At 67.0% G+C, this 17,565-nt stretch carries 16 protein-coding genes; 11 read left to right on the top strand and 5 right to left on the bottom strand.

The genetic code is table 11. The annotated features are described in order from the left end of the window. The first annotated feature begins 58 nt into the window (after window positions 1-58). Both CFB24_RS04200 and ubiA read left to right on the top strand, forming a co-directional pair. The gene (locus CFB24_RS04200; protein WP_088519274.1) at window positions 59-496 is read left to right on the top strand and encodes a hypothetical protein; all 438 of its coding nucleotides are present in this window, start codon (window positions 59-61) and stop codon (window positions 494-496) included. A 55-nt stretch (window positions 497-551) separates the two neighbouring features. Then, window positions 552-1,427 carry a 4-hydroxybenzoate octaprenyltransferase gene (ubiA, locus tag CFB24_RS04195; RefSeq protein ID WP_244593166.1) on the top strand — a complete coding sequence of 292 codons (876 nt, stop codon included), beginning with the start codon at window positions 552-554 and terminating at the stop codon, window positions 1,425-1,427. Between the two features lie 12 nt (window positions 1,428-1,439). Here the strand turns inward: ubiA and CFB24_RS04190 are convergent, their stop codons facing one another. Beyond that, complete coding sequence (locus tag CFB24_RS04190) at window positions 1,440-1,958, bottom strand: DUF6101 family protein (RefSeq protein ID WP_088519272.1); 519 nt, start codon at window positions 1,956-1,958, stop codon at window positions 1,440-1,442. Window positions 1,959-2,202: 244 nt separating this feature from the next. Here CFB24_RS04190 and CFB24_RS04185 point away from each other — a divergent pair, with 244 nt between their 5' ends. From CFB24_RS04185 to CFB24_RS04150, 8 genes are all read left to right on the top strand, one after another. Continuing rightward, window positions 2,203-3,030, top strand: a complete 828-nt coding sequence (locus tag CFB24_RS04185; protein ID WP_244593165.1) for a 3'(2'),5'-bisphosphate nucleotidase CysQ — start codon at window positions 2,203-2,205, stop codon at window positions 3,028-3,030. Window positions 3,031-3,053: 23 nt separating this feature from the next. Then, window positions 3,054-3,290 carry a DUF4170 domain-containing protein gene (locus tag CFB24_RS04180; RefSeq protein WP_088519270.1) on the top strand — a complete coding sequence of 79 codons (237 nt, stop codon included), beginning with the start codon at window positions 3,054-3,056 and terminating at the stop codon, window positions 3,288-3,290. A gap of 182 nt (window positions 3,291-3,472) precedes the next feature. Further along, entirely contained in the window at window positions 3,473-4,759 is a 1,287-nt protein-coding gene (locus CFB24_RS04175; RefSeq protein WP_088519528.1) for a 3-deoxy-D-manno-octulosonic acid transferase, read from the top strand. Between the two features lie 127 nt (window positions 4,760-4,886). Beyond that, complete coding sequence (lpxK, locus tag CFB24_RS04170) at window positions 4,887-5,951, top strand: tetraacyldisaccharide 4'-kinase (RefSeq protein WP_088519269.1); 1,065 nt, start codon at window positions 4,887-4,889, stop codon at window positions 5,949-5,951. Between the two features lie 44 nt (window positions 5,952-5,995). Continuing rightward, a complete protein-coding gene (locus tag CFB24_RS04165; RefSeq protein ID WP_088519268.1) occupies window positions 5,996-6,307 on the top strand; it encodes a TraR/DksA family transcriptional regulator in 312 nt (103 codons plus the stop codon). A gap of 283 nt (window positions 6,308-6,590) precedes the next feature. Then, the gene (locus CFB24_RS04160; RefSeq protein WP_088519267.1) at window positions 6,591-8,279 is read left to right on the top strand and encodes a methyl-accepting chemotaxis protein; all 1,689 of its coding nucleotides are present in this window, start codon (window positions 6,591-6,593) and stop codon (window positions 8,277-8,279) included. Window positions 8,280-8,368: 89 nt separating this feature from the next. Next, a complete protein-coding gene (locus CFB24_RS04155) occupies window positions 8,369-11,821 on the top strand; it encodes a chromosome segregation SMC family protein (RefSeq protein WP_088519266.1) in 3,453 nt (1,150 codons plus the stop codon). 139 nt (window positions 11,822-11,960) lie between these two features. Further along, complete coding sequence (locus CFB24_RS04150; RefSeq protein ID WP_088519265.1) at window positions 11,961-13,643, top strand: methyl-accepting chemotaxis protein; 1,683 nt, start codon at window positions 11,961-11,963, stop codon at window positions 13,641-13,643. A 79-nt stretch (window positions 13,644-13,722) separates the two neighbouring features. On the opposite strand, the gene CFB24_RS04145 is transcribed toward CFB24_RS04150, so the two are convergent. The 3 genes from CFB24_RS04145 to CFB24_RS04135 form a co-directional block, all read right to left on the bottom strand. After that, window positions 13,723-14,586 (bottom strand): class I SAM-dependent methyltransferase, encoded by an 864-nt coding sequence (locus CFB24_RS04145; protein ID WP_111390724.1) that lies wholly within the window; start codon window positions 14,584-14,586, stop codon window positions 13,723-13,725. Between the two features lie 104 nt (window positions 14,587-14,690). Next, window positions 14,691-16,136, bottom strand: coding sequence for a metal-dependent hydrolase family protein (locus tag CFB24_RS04140; RefSeq protein ID WP_210190736.1), 1,446 nt, complete (start codon window positions 16,134-16,136; stop codon window positions 14,691-14,693). Between the two features lie 83 nt (window positions 16,137-16,219). Then, window positions 16,220-16,507 carry an HNH endonuclease signature motif containing protein gene (locus CFB24_RS04135; protein ID WP_088519526.1) on the bottom strand — a complete coding sequence of 96 codons (288 nt, stop codon included), beginning with the start codon at window positions 16,505-16,507 and terminating at the stop codon, window positions 16,220-16,222. A 76-nt stretch (window positions 16,508-16,583) separates the two neighbouring features. Here CFB24_RS04135 and CFB24_RS04130 point away from each other — a divergent pair, with 76 nt between their 5' ends. After that, the gene (locus tag CFB24_RS04130) at window positions 16,584-16,979 is read left to right on the top strand and encodes a NifB/NifX family molybdenum-iron cluster-binding protein (protein WP_088519263.1); all 396 of its coding nucleotides are present in this window, start codon (window positions 16,584-16,586) and stop codon (window positions 16,977-16,979) included. Here the strand turns inward: CFB24_RS04130 and CFB24_RS04125 are convergent. After that, window positions 16,976-17,548, bottom strand: coding sequence for a TMEM175 family protein (locus tag CFB24_RS04125; RefSeq protein WP_088519262.1), 573 nt, complete (start codon window positions 17,546-17,548; stop codon window positions 16,976-16,978). The genes CFB24_RS04130 and CFB24_RS04125 overlap by 4 nt on opposite strands. Between the last annotated feature and the right edge of the window lie 17 nt (window positions 17,549-17,565).

Raw genomic sequence — 17,565 nt, 5'->3', positions numbered from 1 at the left:
GGATGAGCTAGATTGCGCGGCGACGCCGCCAGGCGGCTCGGCGCAAGATGGAAAACTCATGGTCAGGCTGAATTACGCCCTTGGGCGACTCGCAATCTTCGCTTTGGGATCGGTCGTCCTGACGGCCGCCGCGCAGGCCGATTGCAACCAGGACATCGCCGCTTTCGGCCAGAAGCGCAACGCCGCGATCCAGAAGCTCAACGCCATTTCCAAGGCGCATGGCGGCAAGCTCGATCCGGTCGAGGCCTGTCCGGCGCTGCGCAGCCTCAATGCGGTCGAGGGCGAGATGGGCGCCTACCTTGTCAAGAACAAGGACTGGTGCAACATCCCCGACGATTTCCTCAACCAGTTCAAGGCCGGCACGGCGAAGACCGGCGGCATGGCCAGCCAGGCCTGCGCGCTGGCCGCCAAGGTCAAGCAGATGCAGCAGAATGGCGGCGGTCTCGGCGCCGCCGCAGCGCCGCCGCCGGTGAAATTGCCGGCGGGGCCGTTGTAAGATGGCGAGCGCGGCCTTTCTCCCCGATTCGAGTTCTCACGGATTCTGGGGACGTTTGCCGGCGTCGTGGGCGCCCTATGTGAAACTGGCGCGGCTCGACCGTCCCGTCGGCTGGCGATTGCTGCTGGCGCCCTGCCTGTCCTCGACCTGCCTCGCCGCCATCAATCATGCGGAAAAGCCCCATTTCGGCCTGATGGCGCTGTTCGCCATCGGCTCCATCGCCATGCGCGGCGCCGGTTCGACCCTCAACGACTTCATCGACCGCGACATCGACGCCAAAGTGGAGCGCACCCGCGATCGCCCGCTGGCCTCAGGCCAGGTCACCCCGCGCGCGGTGCTGCTGTTCCTGCTGGCGCAATGCCTGATCGGGCTGTGCGTGCTGCTGTCGCTCAACACGTATTCCATCGTGCTGGGCTTTGTGTCGCTGCTGCCGGTGGCGGTCTATCCGTTCATGAAGCGGATCACCTCCTGGCCGCAGGCGGTGCTCGGCCTGGCGTTTTCCTGGGGCGCGCTGATCGGCTGGTCGGCGGTGGCGGGCGAACTGGCCGCTCCGGCGTTCTGGCTCTATGCGTCGAGCATCCTCTGGACCATCGGCTACGACACGATCTATGCGGTGATGGACAAGAAATACGACGTGGAGGCGGGGGTGAAGTCCACCGCTTTGCTGTTCGGCGAGCATCTGGTTCCGTGCGTCGCGCTGCTCTATTTCGGCGCGGCGCTGTTCGCCGAAATCGCGCTGCTCACGGCGGGCGCTGGGGTGGTTGCGCATCTGGGCATGGTGGCCTTCGCCGCGCATCTGGTCTGGCAATTGCGGCGCGTGGACCTCAACGACGAGGCGATGGCGCTCAAACTGTTCCGGTCGAACGGGACCGCAGGTTTCCTGCTGGTCGCCGGCCTGCTGGCGGAGAACGCGCTGTTCTACTTCGTGTGAGCGCAGCTCCTTTTATTCGTAGCAGATGATCTCGCGCTCGTCGCGGTGAACCACATGCCGCCGGGTCTTCGGCGGCTTGCGCAAGGCCGAGATGCGCGAGCGCCGGTCCCGCAGCGGCCAGCCGCGCCGCCGCTGGCGGGTCAGGCCGAGCACCAGTTCGCCGAGACGGCCGTCGACCGCGACGCAGCCGGCGTCGGCGTCCAGCGCCAGTCGGGGCAGGTGAAAGAATTTCGCCCAGCCGCGCCATTCGGCCACCAGCGATTCCGGGTCGCGGTCCTCGGCCAATGTCACGCTCAATTCGGGATCGGCGTGGTCGAGCGCGACGCGGTAATAAGGGCCGCGCGCGCCCTCGACCACCTGCAACGAAACGCCGCGATAGGCGCGCACCGGCAGCGCCAGCCGCATGCGAATGCCCAGGAGGCAGCGGTCGATCCGGATCGTGTCCGCGCCGAGCGTGACGCGGCGCTGGCCGCCGTCGGCGCGCGGATCCGCGGCGAGCATGCCGAGAAGGGGAGAAGCGAGCTGGGACATGAGACACTCCGCGGACAGAACCGTTCTGTCGGCAATCTCAGGCGCCCGCCGCCTCCGCCGGGCTAAAAAAATCCGGCGAATTTTATTCAATTCCGGCTGCCGCGCGGCAGGGCGAACAACAGCCGAAGACATTGCTGAAAATTGTTCGTATCTGCGCAGCAAAGGCGAAAACTCTTGCGTGGGCCGGCGCGCGCCTTTACATCGGGAAAGCCTGCAACATCGAGCCCGAGACGTCTTTCCGACTTTGGTCCAGACTTTAGACCCCGCCGCAGATCCTGCCGCCCTGGCGCCGCACGTCGAAGCTGTTCTGCGCGACGCCGGACGCATCGCCCTCAGCTATTTCCGCCCCGGCCGCGCCACCGTCGCCGAGGTGACCCACAAGCAAGGCGGCAGCCCGGTCACCTCGGCCGACTTGCGCGTCGACGCCTTCCTGAAGGAACATCTGGCGCGGCTGGCGCCGGACTTCGGCTGGCTGTCGGAGGAAACCGCCGACACGCCCCAACGCCTCGGCCGCGAGTGCGTTTTCATCGTCGATCCGATCGACGGCACCCGCGGTTTCGCCGCCGGCGATCCCTGTTTCGCCATTTGCGCCGCCGTCGTCGTGGCGGGGCTTCCCGCGCTCGGCGTCGTCCATGCGCCGGCGCTCGACCAGACCTTTGTCGCGCGCCGGGGCGGCGGCGCGACCTGCAACGGCGCGCCGATCTCGGTTTCGTCGCGGCGCGAGCTGGCCGGCGCGCGGCTGGCGGCGCCTGACGTCATGGCCGCCGATCTCCGGCGCGCGGGCCTCGTCTTCGAGGAAAAGCCGCGCCTGCCCTCGCTGGCGATGCGGCTGTTGCGCGTGGCCGAAGGGGCGCTCGACGGCGCGCTCGCCAACAAGAACGCCTGCGACTGGGACATTGCGGCGGCCGACGTCATACTGAGGGAAGCCGGCGGCGTGCTCACCGATTTCGCGGGACAGGCGCCGCGCTATAATCGCGCCGATCCGACGCATCCGGCGCTGGCGGCGGCTCCGCCCGGCCTCCAGGACGACCTGATCGCGGCGGCGCGCGGGGGGAAAAGCTCAAACCGATAAAATCTGCCACGGAAGGAACGCGCATGTCTCACGAAGTCGAACCCAAGCAATTGCTCCATCTGGTCTTCGGCGGCGAGTTGACCGATCTCGCCACCACCGAGTTCAAGGATCTCAAGCAGATCGATCTCGTCGGAATGTACCCGGATTTCGCCAGCGCCAAGGCCGCCTGGAGAGCCAAGGCGCAGGCGACGGTGGACAATGCGCAGATGCGCTATTTCATCGTCCACCTGCATCGCGTGCTCGATCCTTCGGACGGCTGAACGCTTGCCCGCTTTTCGCCACAACTGGCGTCTAAAGCCCGCGCACTCGCCTTTCACAGGGGTTTGCGCTAGACGTTGACGTAACGTCCGGTCGCGGCTCATGAAAAAGCGCGCGCGATCCAGCAATTCATGAATGGCCCGGTCGAAGACCGTCGGGCGAGCGGGAGATGGAAACAGAAGCGATGAAGACGCAAATGTTTCTGCCCGTCTATCGCGCCGCCGCTCAATCGCTCGCGCCGTTCAGCGGCCTGTTCCTGCGCCGGCGGGCGCAGCGCGGCAAGGAAGAACTCGCGCGGCTCGGCGAGCGGCGCGGGCAAGCCGGGCTGGCGCGGCCGGACGGCCGGCTGGCCTGGCTGCACGGCGCAAGCGTCGGCGAGGGCCTGGCCCTGCTGCCGCTGGTGGACCGGCTGATCGGCAAAGGCTTTCATGTGCTGGTGACCACCGGCACCGTCGCCTCCGCCCGTATTCTGGCGCAGCGGCTGCCCTCGGGCGCCTTCCATCAATATGCGCCGCTCGACGCGCCCCGCTTCATCGAGCGTTTTCTCGACCATTGGCGGCCCGACCTGTTCCTGCTGGCGGAATCGGAAATCTGGCCGAACATGATCTGCGCCGTTCATGCGCGTGCCATCCCCATCGCCTCCGTCAATGCGCGGCTGTCGCCGCGCTCGTTCGCCCGCTGGCGGCTGGCTCCGAGTTTTATTTCGGCGCTGTTGAGCCGCATCGACATTTGCCTCGCCCAGAGCGAGGACGACGCCGGCCGCCTGCTGCAGCTCGGCGCGCCGCGCGTCGTCGCCGCCGGAAATCTCAAATATGACGTCGAGGCGCCGCCCGCAGATCCTGACCGTCTCCGCGCTCTGTTCACGGGGCTCGGGCCGCGTCCGGTGTGGATCGCCGCCTCGACCCATGCGGGCGAGGAGGCGCTGGCGCTTTCCGCGCACAAGCGGCTGGTGCGTCAGTTGCCCGATCTGCTGACCATTGTCGCGCCGCGCCACGCCATCCGCGGCGACGAGATCACCGCGCTGGCGCGCGCCGCCGGCCTTGAGACGGCGCAGCGGTCGCGCGGGGAGGCGCCGGGCGCGTCCACCCAGGTCTATGTCGCGGATACGATGGGCGAACTCGGCCTGTTCTATCGGCTGGCCAATGTGATCTTCGTCGGCAAGTCGCTGGTGGGGCAGGGCGGGCAGAACCCGATCGAACCGGCGAAGCTCGGTTCGGCCATTCTCCATGGCCCCCATGTCGGCAATTTCATCGACGTTTACGCCGCCCTGGATCAGGGCGGCGGCGCTTTCGTGGTCAACGACGCCGACGATCTGGCGGGCCGGCTGGCCTTCCTGTTCAGCAATCCCAGGGATTTGCGCCAGGCGGCTGAGGCGTCGCGGGAATCGGTGGCCGCCATGGGCGGCGCGGCGGACCGGGTGATGCGCGCGCTCGAACCCTATGTCGCCGCGATGATCGTCTCGGGGCAGTAAGCCCGGCGACGCCGGGCCGCGCCAGGTCTCCTCCCGATCCGGACGCGATATAATTTTTTACGGCCCTGCATTCCTTTGCCGCCCGGGCGGGTTTAAGCTGAAAGAATGAAGCTTCGTGGGAGGAGCGATGCGCGCGCCGGATTTCTGGTGGTCTGCACAGCCCGGTCCTTTTCAACGCCTGGTCCGCGCGCTTCTTGCGCCGATCGCGGCGCTTTATGGCCGTTTTGCGGTGCGCGCCATGAACCGTGGCGGCGCGAGGGTCAACGCGCCCGTGGTTTGCGTCGGCAATTTCGTCGTCGGCGGCGCCGGCAAGACGCCCACCGCCCTGGCGATGGCCAAATGGCTGAAACGCGCCGGCGAAACCCCGGCTTTCCTCACCCGCGGCTATGGCGGCGCCCTTTCGGCCGATGGCGGCGCGCATCTGGTTGACCGCCGCCGTCACGGCGCGGCCGAAACCGGCGATGAGCCGTTGCTGTTGGCCCGCGTCGCCTCGACCGTGGTGGCGCGCGACCGGCCGAGCGGCGCGCTGCTGGCGCTGGCCGGCGGCGCCAGCCTGATCGTGATGGACGACGGCTTGCAGAATCCCAGCCTCACGCGCGATTTCACCCTCGCGGTGATCGACGGCGCCGTGGGATTCGGCAATGGCCGCCTGATTCCGGCCGGGCCGCTGCGGGCGCCGCTGGCGCTGCAACTGGAGCGCACCGACGCCGGGCTGGTCATCGGCGAGGGCAAGGCCGGCGACGCCGCCGCGCGCATTTTGCGCGACGCCGGCAAGCCCGTGTTCCACGGCCGGTTAGCCCCCGACGCCAACGCCGCGCTGCGCATGCTCGGCGCCAAGGTGGTGGCTTTCGCCGGAATCGGCCGGCCCGGCAAATTCTTCGATTCGCTGGAGGCGTGCGGCGCGCGCATCGTGTCGCGCCAGGCCTTTCCCGACCATCATCTGTATCGCCCGGCCGAGATCGCCGCGCTGCAGCGCCGCGCGGCCGCGCAGGACGCGCTGCTGGTGACCACCGAGAAGGACATGGTGAAGATCGCGCCGTTCATGCAGGGCTTGTGGCAGGATCTGCCCCAGCCCGAGGCGCTGCCGGTGACTCTGGTGGTGGAGGAGGCGGAGGCGCTGCGCGCTCTGGTGCTCGACGCCGTGTCGCGGGCGCGGCGGGGGCAATTGGGCGACCGGTCCGCCTGCGCCTGACGGCGGCGCGGCGTGTCCGGCGCTGAAGGGGGAGGGCTTGCAAAATGTACGAGGAGATCGCCAGCAGGCTCGAACGTCGGCTCGCCGAACTGACCGGCCATATCGCCGAAATCGACGATGAAATGCGCAGCGCCTTGCCCGCCGATTGGGAGGAGCAGGCGACCGAGCTTGAGGGCCAGGACGCGCTGCGCGGCGTCGAAAAGCAGAAGTTGCAGGAAATTCAGCAGATTCGCGCCGCCTTGCAGCGCATCGCCGAGGGACGTTACGGCGTGTGCGTCAAATGCGGCGAGGCGATCGACCCGAAACGGTTGCAAGCCCTGCCGACGGCGATTTCGTGCCGGGCCTGCGCGGGCTGAGTCTTTCTTTTTCGGGCGCACGCATGGCGTGAATTTTTGGCGCGCGTGAACGCCTCGTCATTATTCGTCCTCTCGCCGGAACTATCGGGCGGGCGCCGCCGGCGCGACGTATCGCCAGAGGTCTCAAGATCTTGGCTCAAGAGCTCGGCTCAAGATCTTGCCGCAAGACCGTGTCTAAACGATCGTTCGCAGGGCGCGGGCGGGCGAAATTCTTGCGCGCCGTTTCAATATTTTTCAACTTTTGCGTGCATTTTACCAGGCGCTTCTTTGAAAGGTTTCGCCAATGAGCCTCAGTCGATTGACCTTGCGCGTGAGATTAACGCTGGTCATCTTGCTCAGCACGATCAGCGTCATCCTCGCGATCGCCTTTGGTCTCGTCAACTTGCGCATGCAGATGATGGAAGACCGGCGGACGATGATCGACGCCGCCCTCGACCAAGCCGTCGCCATCGGCCGCAGCGCCATGGCCAAGGCCGGCGGTCCGACCAGCGAGGCGGGGCGCAAGGCCTTCCTGGACGTGATGGCGGCGGCGCGCTTCGGCGACGCCCGCGATCTCTCCTATATTTTCGTCCACTCGCTGGAAGGCGTCACGCTGGTGCATGTCGATCCCAAAAAGATCGGCGTCAACCGTCTCAGGGACAGCGGGCCCGCCGACGCCGCCCTGATCCGGGAGCAGATCGAACTGGTGTCGGGGCCTGAGGGGCGCGGCGTCCTTTATTATACCCAGGTCAAGCCCGGCCAGACCCAGCCGCTGCCGAAAATGTCGCTGCTGCGCAAGATCGACGATCTCGGAATCCTCGTCGGCACGGGCATTTATATCGACGACGTCGATGCGGTGTTCTGGAGCCGGACGGCGTGGGCCGCCGCCTTTCTCGCCGTTCTGCTCGGTCTGATGATCGCGCTGTGCTTCGCCATCGGCCGCTCGATCACCGCGCCCATGGCCGCCTTGCGGGTCTCGATGGACAATCTGGCCAAGGGCGACACGTCGATCGTCATCGCCGGCCAGGACTGCAACACCGAAATCGGCGCCTTCGCGCGCGCGCTGGAAAAATTCCGCAGCGACGCCATCGAGCGCCAGAACGAGTTGGCGCGCGAAAAGGAGCTTGACCAGAAGCGCGTCGCCCGCGCCCAGCACGTCGACCAGCTCGCCGAACGCTTCGACGCCGACGTCACCAGCCTGCTCGGCGCGGTCGAGGGCAAGGTGCAGGAGTTCCTCGGCGCGTCGCGGTCGCTCGAAGCCTCCGCCGAGCAAAGCAACGAGCGGATCGCCACCGTCGCTTCGGCGTCCGAGCAATCCTCGGTCAATGTGCGCGCAGCCGCCGCCGCCACGGAGCAGCTGTCCGCCAGCATCACCGAGATCGGCGGGCAGGTCAAAACCTCCTCCGCCATGACCAGCAATGCGCTGCAGCGGGCGCACAAGACCAACGAGCAGATCGCCGGGCTCGCCGCCGCGACCGCCCGCATCGGCGAAGTCGTCGAGCTGATTTCCGGCATCGCCGCGCAAACCAACCTGCTCGCGCTCAACGCCACCATCGAGGCCGCGCGCGCGGGCGAAGCCGGCCGCGGCTTCGCGGTGGTGGCCTCGGAGGTGAAGGCGCTCGCCAGCCAGACCGCAAAGGCCACCGAGGAGATTTCCAGCCAGATCTCCGCCATCCAGTCCGAAACCGACAGCGCCGTCGCCGCCATCGCCGACATCACCAAGGTGATCGAGGATGTCGACCATGTCAGCATGTCGATCGCGGAATCAACGGGACAGCAGGCCTTGGCCACCCAGGAAATCGCGCGCAGCTCGACCGAAGCCGCCCATGGCGCCGGCGAGGTGACGCAGAATGTCTGCGCCGTGGCCGACGCCGTGCAGCGGACGCTGCAAACCTCGGCCGAACTCGGCGAGGGCGCGTCGATGTTGCAGCAGGAAGCGGCCAAGCTGAAAAAGTCGGTGCAGGATTTCCTGTCAGGAGTGCGCGCCGCCTGAACCGGTGCGCCCTTTTCCCCAACTTTGACGCGCGAGATCCTTGATTCCGCCTGCCGCTTGGCGCCTTGTTCCCAACTGGAACAGGGTTCATGAAATTCGACAAGCTTCGCCTCGTCGGCTTCAAAAGTTTTGTTGAGCCGACCGACTTCGCGATCCAACCGGGCCTGACGGGCGTGGTGGGGCCGAACGGTTGCGGCAAGTCGAACCTGGTCGAGGCGCTGCGCTGGGTGATGGGCGAAAACGCCTACAAGCAGATGCGCGCCTCCAGCATGGACGACGTCATCTTCTCCGGCTCCGGCGCGCGGCCCGCCCGCAATCACGCCGAAGTCATGCTGGTGCTCGACAACAGCGCCCGCACCGCCCCCGCCGCCTTCAACGATTGCGACGTCCTCGAAATCACCCGCCGCATCGAGCGCGAGCAGGGCTCGACCTACAAGCTCAACGGCCGCGAGGTGCGCGCCCGCGACGTGCAATTGCTGTTCGCCGACGCCTCGTCCGGCGCGCGCTCGCCGGCCCTGGTGCGGCAAGGCCAGATCGGCGAGATCATTTCCGCCAAGCCGCAGGCGCGCCGCCGCATCCTTGAGGAGGCCGCCGGCATTGGCGGCCTGCATTCCCGCCGCCACGAGGCGGAATTGCGGCTGAAGGGGGCGGAGGAAAACCTGCTGCGTCTCGAGGACGTGATGGGGCAGATCGGAGCGCAGACCGAATCCCTGCGCCGGCAGGCGCGGCAGGCGGCGCGCTACCGGGCCTTGGCGGCGGAAATCCGCAAGCACGAGGCGCTGGTCGCGCTGATCGCCTTGCGCGGGGCGACCCAGGAGGCCGAGGAGACCAAGGCCGCCGTCGAAGCCAATGTGCTGGATCTGGCCGAGGCCACCCGCGTCCAGGCCGAAGCCGCCCGCCTTCAGGCCCTCGCGGCGCTGGAGGCGCCCAAGGCGCGCGACGCCGAATCGCAGGCCGGCGCGGCCCTGCAACGCCTGGTGTTGGCCCGCGAGGCGCTGGAGGGCGAGGAAAAGCGCGCGCAATCCCGCAAGATCGAGCTGGAGCGGCGGTTCGTCCAGCTGTCCAACGACATGCGCCGGGAGACCCACAATTTCGACGACGCCGCCGCCGCGCTGGAGCGGCTGCGGGCCGAGGAGGAGGATCTGTCCGGCCTGGGCGAGGACGAGGCCGATCTCGCCGAGGAGGCGCGGGGCAAATGCGAGGCCGCCGAGGCCAAGCTGAAGCTGTCGGAAGCCGCGCTCGAGGCCGCGCAAAACGCTTTCGCCGGCGTCGAGGCCCAGCGCAACGCCCTGGCGGAATCGGCCCGGCGCGAGGAGCAGGCGCTGGTCCGCTACGAGGCCGAGTTGAGCCGGCTGGTCGAGGACATCGCGGCTTTGCGCGACAGCGCCGGCGAGGACGCCGAACTCGCCGAAGTTCTCGCCGAGGCCGAACGGCTGATGGACGAGGCCGCCCAGGCCGAGGAGGACGCCCTCGCCGCCGAAAGCGCGCTGGCGCTGGCGCGCGACCAGGAGACTTTTCTGCGCAACCCGCTTGCCGACGCCGAGCGCAAGGCGCAGGCGCTGGAGACGGAAGCGCGCACGCTGGCCAATCTGCTGCGCTCCGAACACGGCGCCTGGCCGGCGGTGATCGAAGAGATCGTCGTCGAAAAAGGCTTCGAGGGCGCGTTGGGCGCCGCGCTGGGCGAGGATTTGCAAGCGTCCACGGACGACGAGGCGCCCGCCTTCTGGGCGCATTCGTTCGGCATTGGCGATCCCGCTTTGCCGGACGAGGCGATCGCGCTGGCGGACAAAGTGCAGGCGCCCGCCGTGTTGGCGCGCCGCCTCGCCCAGATCGGCGTCGTCCCGCGCGAAAAGGGGCGGTTGCTGCAAAGCCGGTTGAAACCGGGGCAGCGGCTGGTGTCGGTCGAGGGCGATTTATGGCGCTGGGACGGGTTGGTCCGCGCCGCCGAGGCGCCCACCGCCGCCGCGCGTCGGTTGAGCGAGAAGAACCGGCTCGACGATCTGGAAATCGAGGCCAAGGCGGCGCGCGAAACCCTGTTCGGATTGCGCGAGCGCATGGAGGCGGCGGAAACGGCCGTGGCCGAGGCGGTCGAGGCCGACCAGCGCGCCCGCGTCGCCGCGCGTCTGGCGCAGAAGAACCTGTCCGACGCGCGCGCGGCCGCCAACGCCGCCGAACGGCGTCAGGGTCAGGCCTTGTCGCGGCTGTCGAGCCTGGAGGACGCCCGCCGCCGCGCCCAGGATCTGCGCGACGACGCGCAGGAGCGGTTGGCCGGCGCCCGCGAGGCCTTTGAAGATCTGCCCGAGCCGGCCACGCTGCTGGGCGAGCGCGACGCCGCCCGCGCCGCCAATGCGCTCGACCGCGCCGAAGCGGCGGAGGCCAGCGCCGCGCTGCAAGCGTTCGCCCGCGAGGCGGAAACCCGCGTCCGTCGCCGTGAGGCCATTGAAAAGGAAAAGAAATCCTGGGCCGACCGCAAGGCGCGCTCGCTGGCGCAAAAGGAGGAGATTCAGGACCGCCTCGCCGAGACGCAGGAGGAGATGGACCGGCTCGCCGACGCGCCCGATGAGTTTTTGTCGCAGCGCCGCGCGCTGACGTCAGGCATTGAGGAGGCGGAACAGAAACTCAAGGACGCCGCCGACGCCCGCGCCCTCGCCGAAACCGCGCAGGCCGAGGCCGACCGCGCCGCCCGCGCCGCGCTGGACGCCATGAGCGCCGCCCGCGAAAACCGGGCGCGGCTGGAGGCGCAGGCCGAGGCCGCCCAGCAGCGGCTGGCCTTCCTCACCCAGAACATTCTGCAGGAATTGCAATGCGCGCCGCATGCGCTGCGGGAAATGGCCGGCGTCGCCGAAGTGGAGGAAACCGCCGATATCGAGCCGGTGCAGCAGAAGCTGGCGCATTTGAAGGCGGATCGGGAACGGTTGGGCGGGGTCAATCTGCGCGCCGAGGAGGAGCTGGCGGCGGTGGAGACCGAGCACCAGAAGCTGGCGCAGGAACAGGCCGACCTCACCGAGGCCGTCCGCAAGTTGCGCGCGGCCATTGGCGCGCTCAACAAGGAGGGCCGCGAACGCCTGCTCGACGCCTTCCAGAAGGTGGACGGGCATTTCCGGGCGCTGTTTACGGTGCTGTTCGGCGGCGGATCGGCGGAATTGCAGCTGGTGGAGTCCGAAGACCCGCTGGAGGCCGGCCTCGAAATCATGGCCAAGCCCCCGGGCAAAAAACCGGCCACCATGTCGCTGCTGTCGGGCGGCGAGCAGGCGCTGACCGCCATGTCGCTGATTTTCGCGGTCTTCCTCACCAATCCCTCGCCCATCTGCGTGCTCGACGAAGTCGACGCGCCGCTCGACGACGCCAATGTCGAACGGTTCTGCGATCTGCTGGAGGACATGCGCGGCAAGACCGACACGCGCTTCATCGCCATCACCCACAATCCCATCACCATGGCGCGGATGGACCGGCTGTTCGGCGTCACCCAGTCGGAGCGCGGCGTGTCGCAACTGGTGTCGGTCGAACTGGCGCAGGCGGAGCGGCTGCTGGAGGCGGGTTGAAAGCGATTCGCGTTCCGCCGGCGCGTCGGGCGCCGCCCAAAAGCCCGCAATCGGCGGAAAAATCAAACACCTATATTCGAAAGTTTGAGACAAGATCCGCGTTTTAGCCTGCCCGCAGTTCGGGAAGGTCCCTGCCGCCATGATCAAGCTGAATTCGATTTCAACCCGCATCGCGGCGCTTGTCGCGCTGGCTTTTGTCTGCATCGCCGGCGGGGGCGTGTTCTCTTACGCCAATTTGCGCGCGAACCTGCTGGAGCAGAAGGAGCTGCAGCTGAAAAGCCAGGTGGAGATGGCGAAATCGCTGATCGATTCGATCCGGCAGCGGGCGGAAAAGGGCGAGTTTTCCGAGGACGCCGCCAAAGCCAAGGCCATTGAGGCGCTCCGTCCCGTGCGTTACGGCGGCGACAATTATTTCTTCGTCGATCGCACCGATGGCGTGAACGTGCTGCTGCCCTTCGCGCCCAACCGCGAGGGCGTCAGCCGGATCGACGCGAAGGACGCCAACGGCGTGACCTTCGTGCGCGAATTCATCCGTCACGCACGGGAAGGGGGCGGCCTCACCACTTATTCGTGGATCAAGCCGGGCGAGTCCGCGCCCAGCCTGAAACTCTCCTATACGACGCTGGCCGGCTGGGATTGGTCGGTCGGCACGGGCTTTCACGTCCACGACATCGAGGAGTCGCTCGCCGCCAGTTCGCGCCAGCTGATTTTTGCGATCGCCGCCGCCCTGGCCGGGCTGGCCATTGTCGCCTTCCTGGTCCAGCGCAGCGTCAGCCAGCCGCTCAAGGCGCTCACGCATTCGATGGAGCTGTTGCGGCGCGGCGAACTCGACGCCGCCATCATGGGCGACGAGCGCGGCGACGAAATCGGCCAGATCGCCCGCGCTGTGCGGGATTTCCGCGATCTGTTGCGCGAACGGCTGGCGCGCGACGCCGCCGCCGAGCGCGACCGCCGCGCCGAATCCGACCGCGTGCGCCGGGAGACGCTGAGTCAGCTCGCCGGCGAGTTCGAGGCCAAGGTGGGCGGCGCCGCCGGCGCCATCGACAGCCAGGCGGCAAAATTCGAAAAAGTGTCGCGCGATCTCAAAAACCTGTCCGGCGCGACCCGCGACCAGGCCGCCGCCAATGCGCAGGCCGGGCGCGCCGTGCAGGAAAATATCCAGGCGGCCTCGGCCGCGGCGGAGGAATTGTCCGCCTCGATTCGCGAAATTCTCTCGCAGGTGTCGCGCGCCGCCGAATTTTCCAACATCGCCGTCGCCGAATCGGCGCGGGCCAAAGAGACGATGCAGGCGTTGAGCGAGTCATCGCGGCAGGTCGGCGACGTCGTGGCGCTGATCGAGGACATCGCCAACAAGACCAATCTGCTGGCGCTGAACGCCACCATCGAGGCCGCGCGCGCCGGCGAGGCTGGCAAGGGATTCGGCGTGGTGGCGCTGGAGGTCAAGACATTGGCCGATTCCACCAAAAAAGCCATCGACGACATCACCGGGCGCATCGAGGCGATCCGGCGCGGGGCCGAGGCCTCGATGGATTCCAGCCGGACGGTCGAGGAGACCATCGGCCGCATCGATTCGAGCGCCTCGGCGATCGCGGCCACCATGGATCAGCAAAGCTCCGCCGTGGACCAGATCGCCCAGGCCATCGACGGCACATTGAAGCGGGTCGACCAATTGACCCGCAGCATGACGGCGCTGGAGCAGCAGGCGCAAGCCGCCGACGGCAAGTCCGAGGAGGTCGCCGCCTCCGCGCGCGACATGCGCGGCCGCGCGGCCGATCTGCACGACCAGTTGGGGCAGTTGAGCCGGGCGCTGCGCGCGGGCTGAGGCCCGCTGCGCCCGCGCCTTGCGCGCAAGGGGCCTCGCCGCCGCCGACCGCCGAGAGAAGCCGACACGCGGCGGCGGGTCAAAAACCCGTGGAGACCGCGCGATCGTTGAAGATCATCCCAATTCCCATCCAGGACGGATGATGGGAAACCTCGATGATCGGACGGTCCATCCGATATTCGAGCTTGAGTTCATTCCAGGTCCGCCGGATGCCGCCGTTCAGCCCGTCATATTCCGCGCCATCGATGTCGTGGAAGGCGGCGACGCCTGCATGTCTCCCGACGTTGAGCCAATCGATTCGGCTGCCGTCGTAGCCATGATCGGCGTCTATGAACGCCAAGTCAAAATGTCGCCCGATAAAATCGCCGCTTGTCTTCGGAATCTGTAAATCGAGCGGAAGCACGGAAGATAAATAGTCATAATCGAAGAGGCTGTCGCAGATATCGATAAGAGTGTAGCGAAGGTTTTTGTTGAGGCGATAAAAATAGGCGGCGGAGATGTAAGCTGTTCCACCGTGGAAAACGCCGACTTCAGCAACGGTTTCTGGCCGGAATTTTCCCGCGATCATCAGGTAATCCACCAGCTCTGTCGGGATTTGCACGATCCCATAGGAGGTTGAATTGATAAATCTGGTGAACGGAGACAGCGCCTGCCAATCCTGGTAGGCGATGCCAATCTGGCAGACGCAATCGAGCAGAAACCTGCGATCATGAATTTCCGCGTCGGAAGCGGCGAGAATGCGCGCGAGGCCGTCGCGACCCTTCTGGATTTCATGCTTCTGAGCAGGCGATAATTCCAATTCTTTCACTGCAATCACCTCAGTATCAATTGAATGGTCAACGTGTCGGAAATTACGGGCATGTCTCTTTAATCGTCTGCCAATTCCAAACATCGCCTCCTCCAGGAAATGACGATGGCGCTTCGAAAATTCGTTCAAATCCAATAAATGACCTTACAGGTCAAAGACGAAGATAACTTTGATTCCAATCAATCCATGTCTTTTCACAGCTTGATCTTAACTATTATAAAGGCCGGAGGTGACGCGCCTTACAGGGCGATGTTCTTGTAAATACTGCCGTCCTTCATCACCATAAGCAGCGACGTCTCCGGCCGCTCGAGCAGACTGAGATCGGCCAGCGGATCGCCGTCGATCAGCAGCAGGTCGGCCAGCGCGCCCTCCTTCACCACGCCCAGCCGCCCTTCATAGGGGCTGCGCAGGCCGGACAGCGCTAGCAGCGCGGCGTTGCCCGAGGTCGCCATTTTCAGAATTTGCGGGGCGGAAAACCAGCGCAGCAGGCGAGTCAGATGCGCGCCCTGCCGCGCGGCGGCGGCCGGGTCGAACAGGATGTCCGCCCCCCAGGCCGTGCGGACGCCGTGCTTGATCGCGAGCCGGTAGGCGCTGTCCGTGCCCCGAAACATCGCCAGCTCCTTGCGGCGCGCCGCCGACCCTTCCGGAAACGGGCTGGGGGCGATGTCGAGGAACGGCTGCAGGCTCCACCAGATGTCCTTTTCCGCCAGCAGCGCCACCGTGGCCTCGTCGAGCAACTGGCCATGCTCGACGCAACGCGCCCCGGCCTCGACCGCCTGACGCACCGCGCGCGGCGCATAGGCGTGGACCGTCGCATAGGTCCCCCAGTTTTCCGCCGCCTCGACGCCGGCGCGCATTTCCTCGGGCGTGAACTGGGTGACGTCGAGCGGATCGAACGGCGAGGCCACCCCGCCGCCCGCCATCAGCTTGATCTGCGAGGCGCCGAGCGCCAGTTGCTCGCGGGCGCGCTTGCGCACGGTCGCGGGGTCGTCGGCGATGGCGGAGGCGCCGGCGCGCTCGCTGAAACTATAGTCGCCGGGGCGCGCGGGCAGGTCGTTGGGCAGGCGGAAATCGCCGTGGCCGCCGCTTTGCGAGATGAAGGCGCCGGACGGCCAGATGCGCGGGCCGGTCGCCAGCCCGGCGTCGATTCCGCGTTTCAGCCCGAACACGGGGCCGCCGAGATCGCGCACGCTGGTGAAGCCGCGCAGCAGCATGTCCTGCGCCGCCTTGACCGCCGCGACATGGACGAAGCCGATGTCCGACGTGAGCAGGGCCATCTGCGGCAGGGTGGCGAACATGAGATGGGTGTGGGCGTCGATCAGGCCGGGCATCAGCGTTTTGCCCCGGCCAGGCACGCGCAGCGGAGTCGTTTCGCCCGCGGCGAGCGGCTCGGGCGAAATGGTCTCGATGAGATTGCCGGACACCAGCACGTCGCAGGGCTCCGACAGCGCGTCGGATTCGCCGTCGAAAACGCGCACCTGTTCGAACAGGATTTTTTCGGCGGGCGCCGGGGATTCGACGCCGGCGGGCGGCGGCGCGGCGGGGGCGGGACCGGGGGCGCCGGCCGCGACCCAGCGCCGCGACAGCGCCGCCTCGGCGCGGCGGCTAAATGCGCCCAGGCGCCGGTCGCAGCATCGGCAGCCGACATCGGGGACGATATGCTGGTACTTCAGGCCTGCCCGCACCCGCTCGCCTCCCTGCGTCGTCCCGCGACGCGCTGGCGGGACGCTGGGGAAACGATAACGCTCGCTTCAAGGTTCCGCAGATCTCAACGGCGGCGGCGGGCGCGACTCGTTTGCGTGCGGGTGTGGAAATCGGGCGGCTTGTTGGCGATCCAGCGCAGGAACAGGGCGATGTCCGGCTGGGCGCGCAGGGCGTCCAGCGCGGCGTAGCGGTCGCGCAGCTCGCGCTCGGACAGGGTCGCATGGATCTTGCGATGGCAGATCGGGTGCAGCCGCACGGTTTCGCGGCCGCCAAACGTCTTCGGCACGAGATGATGCGCCTCGGTTTTCGCGCCGAGCGGCCGGCCGCACAGGGCGCAACTTGTCTCCGTCATCTGGCGCAGATTATGCTCCGCCGCCGCGATCGCCCAGGCCCCCCGCCGATTGAGACAAGAAAGAAAGCAAGACGCCATGAAAGTCGCTATCGCCACAAAGGATTTCGCGGAAGTGAGCGGCCACGCCGGGCAGGCGCGGCAATGGCTGGTGTACGATCTCGCCCGCCACGCGCCGGGCGCGCCGCTGCCGGCGCCGGCGCGGGTCACGCTGACCAAGGAGCAGACGCCGCATTACATCGAGGATGAAAACGCCCCGCATCCGCTCGACGGCGTGGAGATGATGATCGCCGGCAGCGCCGGCGACGGTTTTGTTCGTCACATGAAGAAGCGCGGCGCCGACGTCATCCTGACCGGAGAACCCGATCCGGCGACGGCGCTGACCAAACTGATCGCGGGAGAGGATTTGCCGGACCAGAAATTCGACATCACCACCAGCCTCTGCAAGCTGCGGGATTTCTTCTCAAGGCATTAGTCGAGCGCGCGGACGATGCGGCGGTCGGGAATCAGCCAGATCGCCGCCACCGTAATATAGAAGGCCCCGGCGAGCCAGGGTCGCCAAAAAGCGGCGGCGATCCCCGCGAAATAGAGCGCCATGGAAACCTTGCCCTTGAGATCGTCGCCGATCGCCGCGTGCAGCTTTGAACCCGCCTCCTGCGCGCGCAAAAGCACCCGCCCCAGCACGAGATAGGCCGTGGCGCAGGCGAGCAGGTCGGCGCCATAGAGCGCCATCGGCGCCGACGCGAATTCGGTGTCCGCCGCCCAGGCCGTGGCGAAGGGCAGCAGCGACAGGCAGAACAGCAGGACAAGATTCGCCCAGAGCACCGCGCCGTCGATCGATTCGACCAGGTAAAACAGATGATGGTGATTGTTCCAGTAGATCGCCACATAGGTGAAGCTGACGGCATAGGCGAGGAAGGTCGGCCAGAGTCCGACCAGCGCGCCGAATTCCTCTCCGTGCGGCGGTTTCAACTCCAGAACCATGATGGTGATGATGATGGCGATCACCCCGTCGGAAAACGCCTTCAGCCGCTCGCTCGACATGGCCCCTCCTTTTCGTC

The sequence above is a fragment of the Rhodoblastus acidophilus genome (genome assembly GCF_900187365.1).
Classification (GTDB): domain Bacteria; phylum Pseudomonadota; class Alphaproteobacteria; order Rhizobiales; family Beijerinckiaceae; genus Rhodoblastus; species Rhodoblastus acidophilus.
This window is presented reverse-complemented; position numbering and strand designations above follow the sequence as displayed.

Excerpts from the sequence above, each read along its gene's own strand:
- CFB24_RS04200 (WP_088519274.1), top strand. The coding sequence starts at position 59 with ATGGTCAGGCTGAATTACGCCCTTGGGCGACTCGCAATCTTCGCTTTG.
- CFB24_RS04190 (WP_088519272.1), bottom strand. The coding sequence starts at position 1,958 with ATGTCCCAGCTCGCTTCTCCCCTTCTCGGCATGCTCGCCGCGGATCCG.
- CFB24_RS04180 (WP_088519270.1), top strand. The coding sequence starts at position 3,054 with ATGTCTCACGAAGTCGAACCCAAGCAATTGCTCCATCTGGTCTTCGGC.
- CFB24_RS04175 (WP_088519528.1), top strand. The coding sequence starts at position 3,473 with ATGAAGACGCAAATGTTTCTGCCCGTCTATCGCGCCGCCGCTCAATCG.
- lpxK (WP_088519269.1), top strand. The coding sequence starts at position 4,887 with ATGCGCGCGCCGGATTTCTGGTGGTCTGCACAGCCCGGTCCTTTTCAA.
- CFB24_RS04165 (WP_088519268.1), top strand. The coding sequence starts at position 5,996 with ATGTACGAGGAGATCGCCAGCAGGCTCGAACGTCGGCTCGCCGAACTG.
- CFB24_RS04160 (WP_088519267.1), top strand. The coding sequence starts at position 6,591 with ATGAGCCTCAGTCGATTGACCTTGCGCGTGAGATTAACGCTGGTCATC.
- CFB24_RS04155 (WP_088519266.1), top strand. The coding sequence starts at position 8,369 with ATGAAATTCGACAAGCTTCGCCTCGTCGGCTTCAAAAGTTTTGTTGAG.
- CFB24_RS04150 (WP_088519265.1), top strand. The coding sequence starts at position 11,961 with ATGATCAAGCTGAATTCGATTTCAACCCGCATCGCGGCGCTTGTCGCG.
- CFB24_RS04135 (WP_088519526.1), bottom strand. The coding sequence starts at position 16,507 with ATGACGGAGACAAGTTGCGCCCTGTGCGGCCGGCCGCTCGGCGCGAAA.
- CFB24_RS04130 (WP_088519263.1), top strand. The coding sequence starts at position 16,584 with ATGAAAGTCGCTATCGCCACAAAGGATTTCGCGGAAGTGAGCGGCCAC.
- CFB24_RS04125 (WP_088519262.1), bottom strand. The coding sequence starts at position 17,548 with ATGTCGAGCGAGCGGCTGAAGGCGTTTTCCGACGGGGTGATCGCCATC.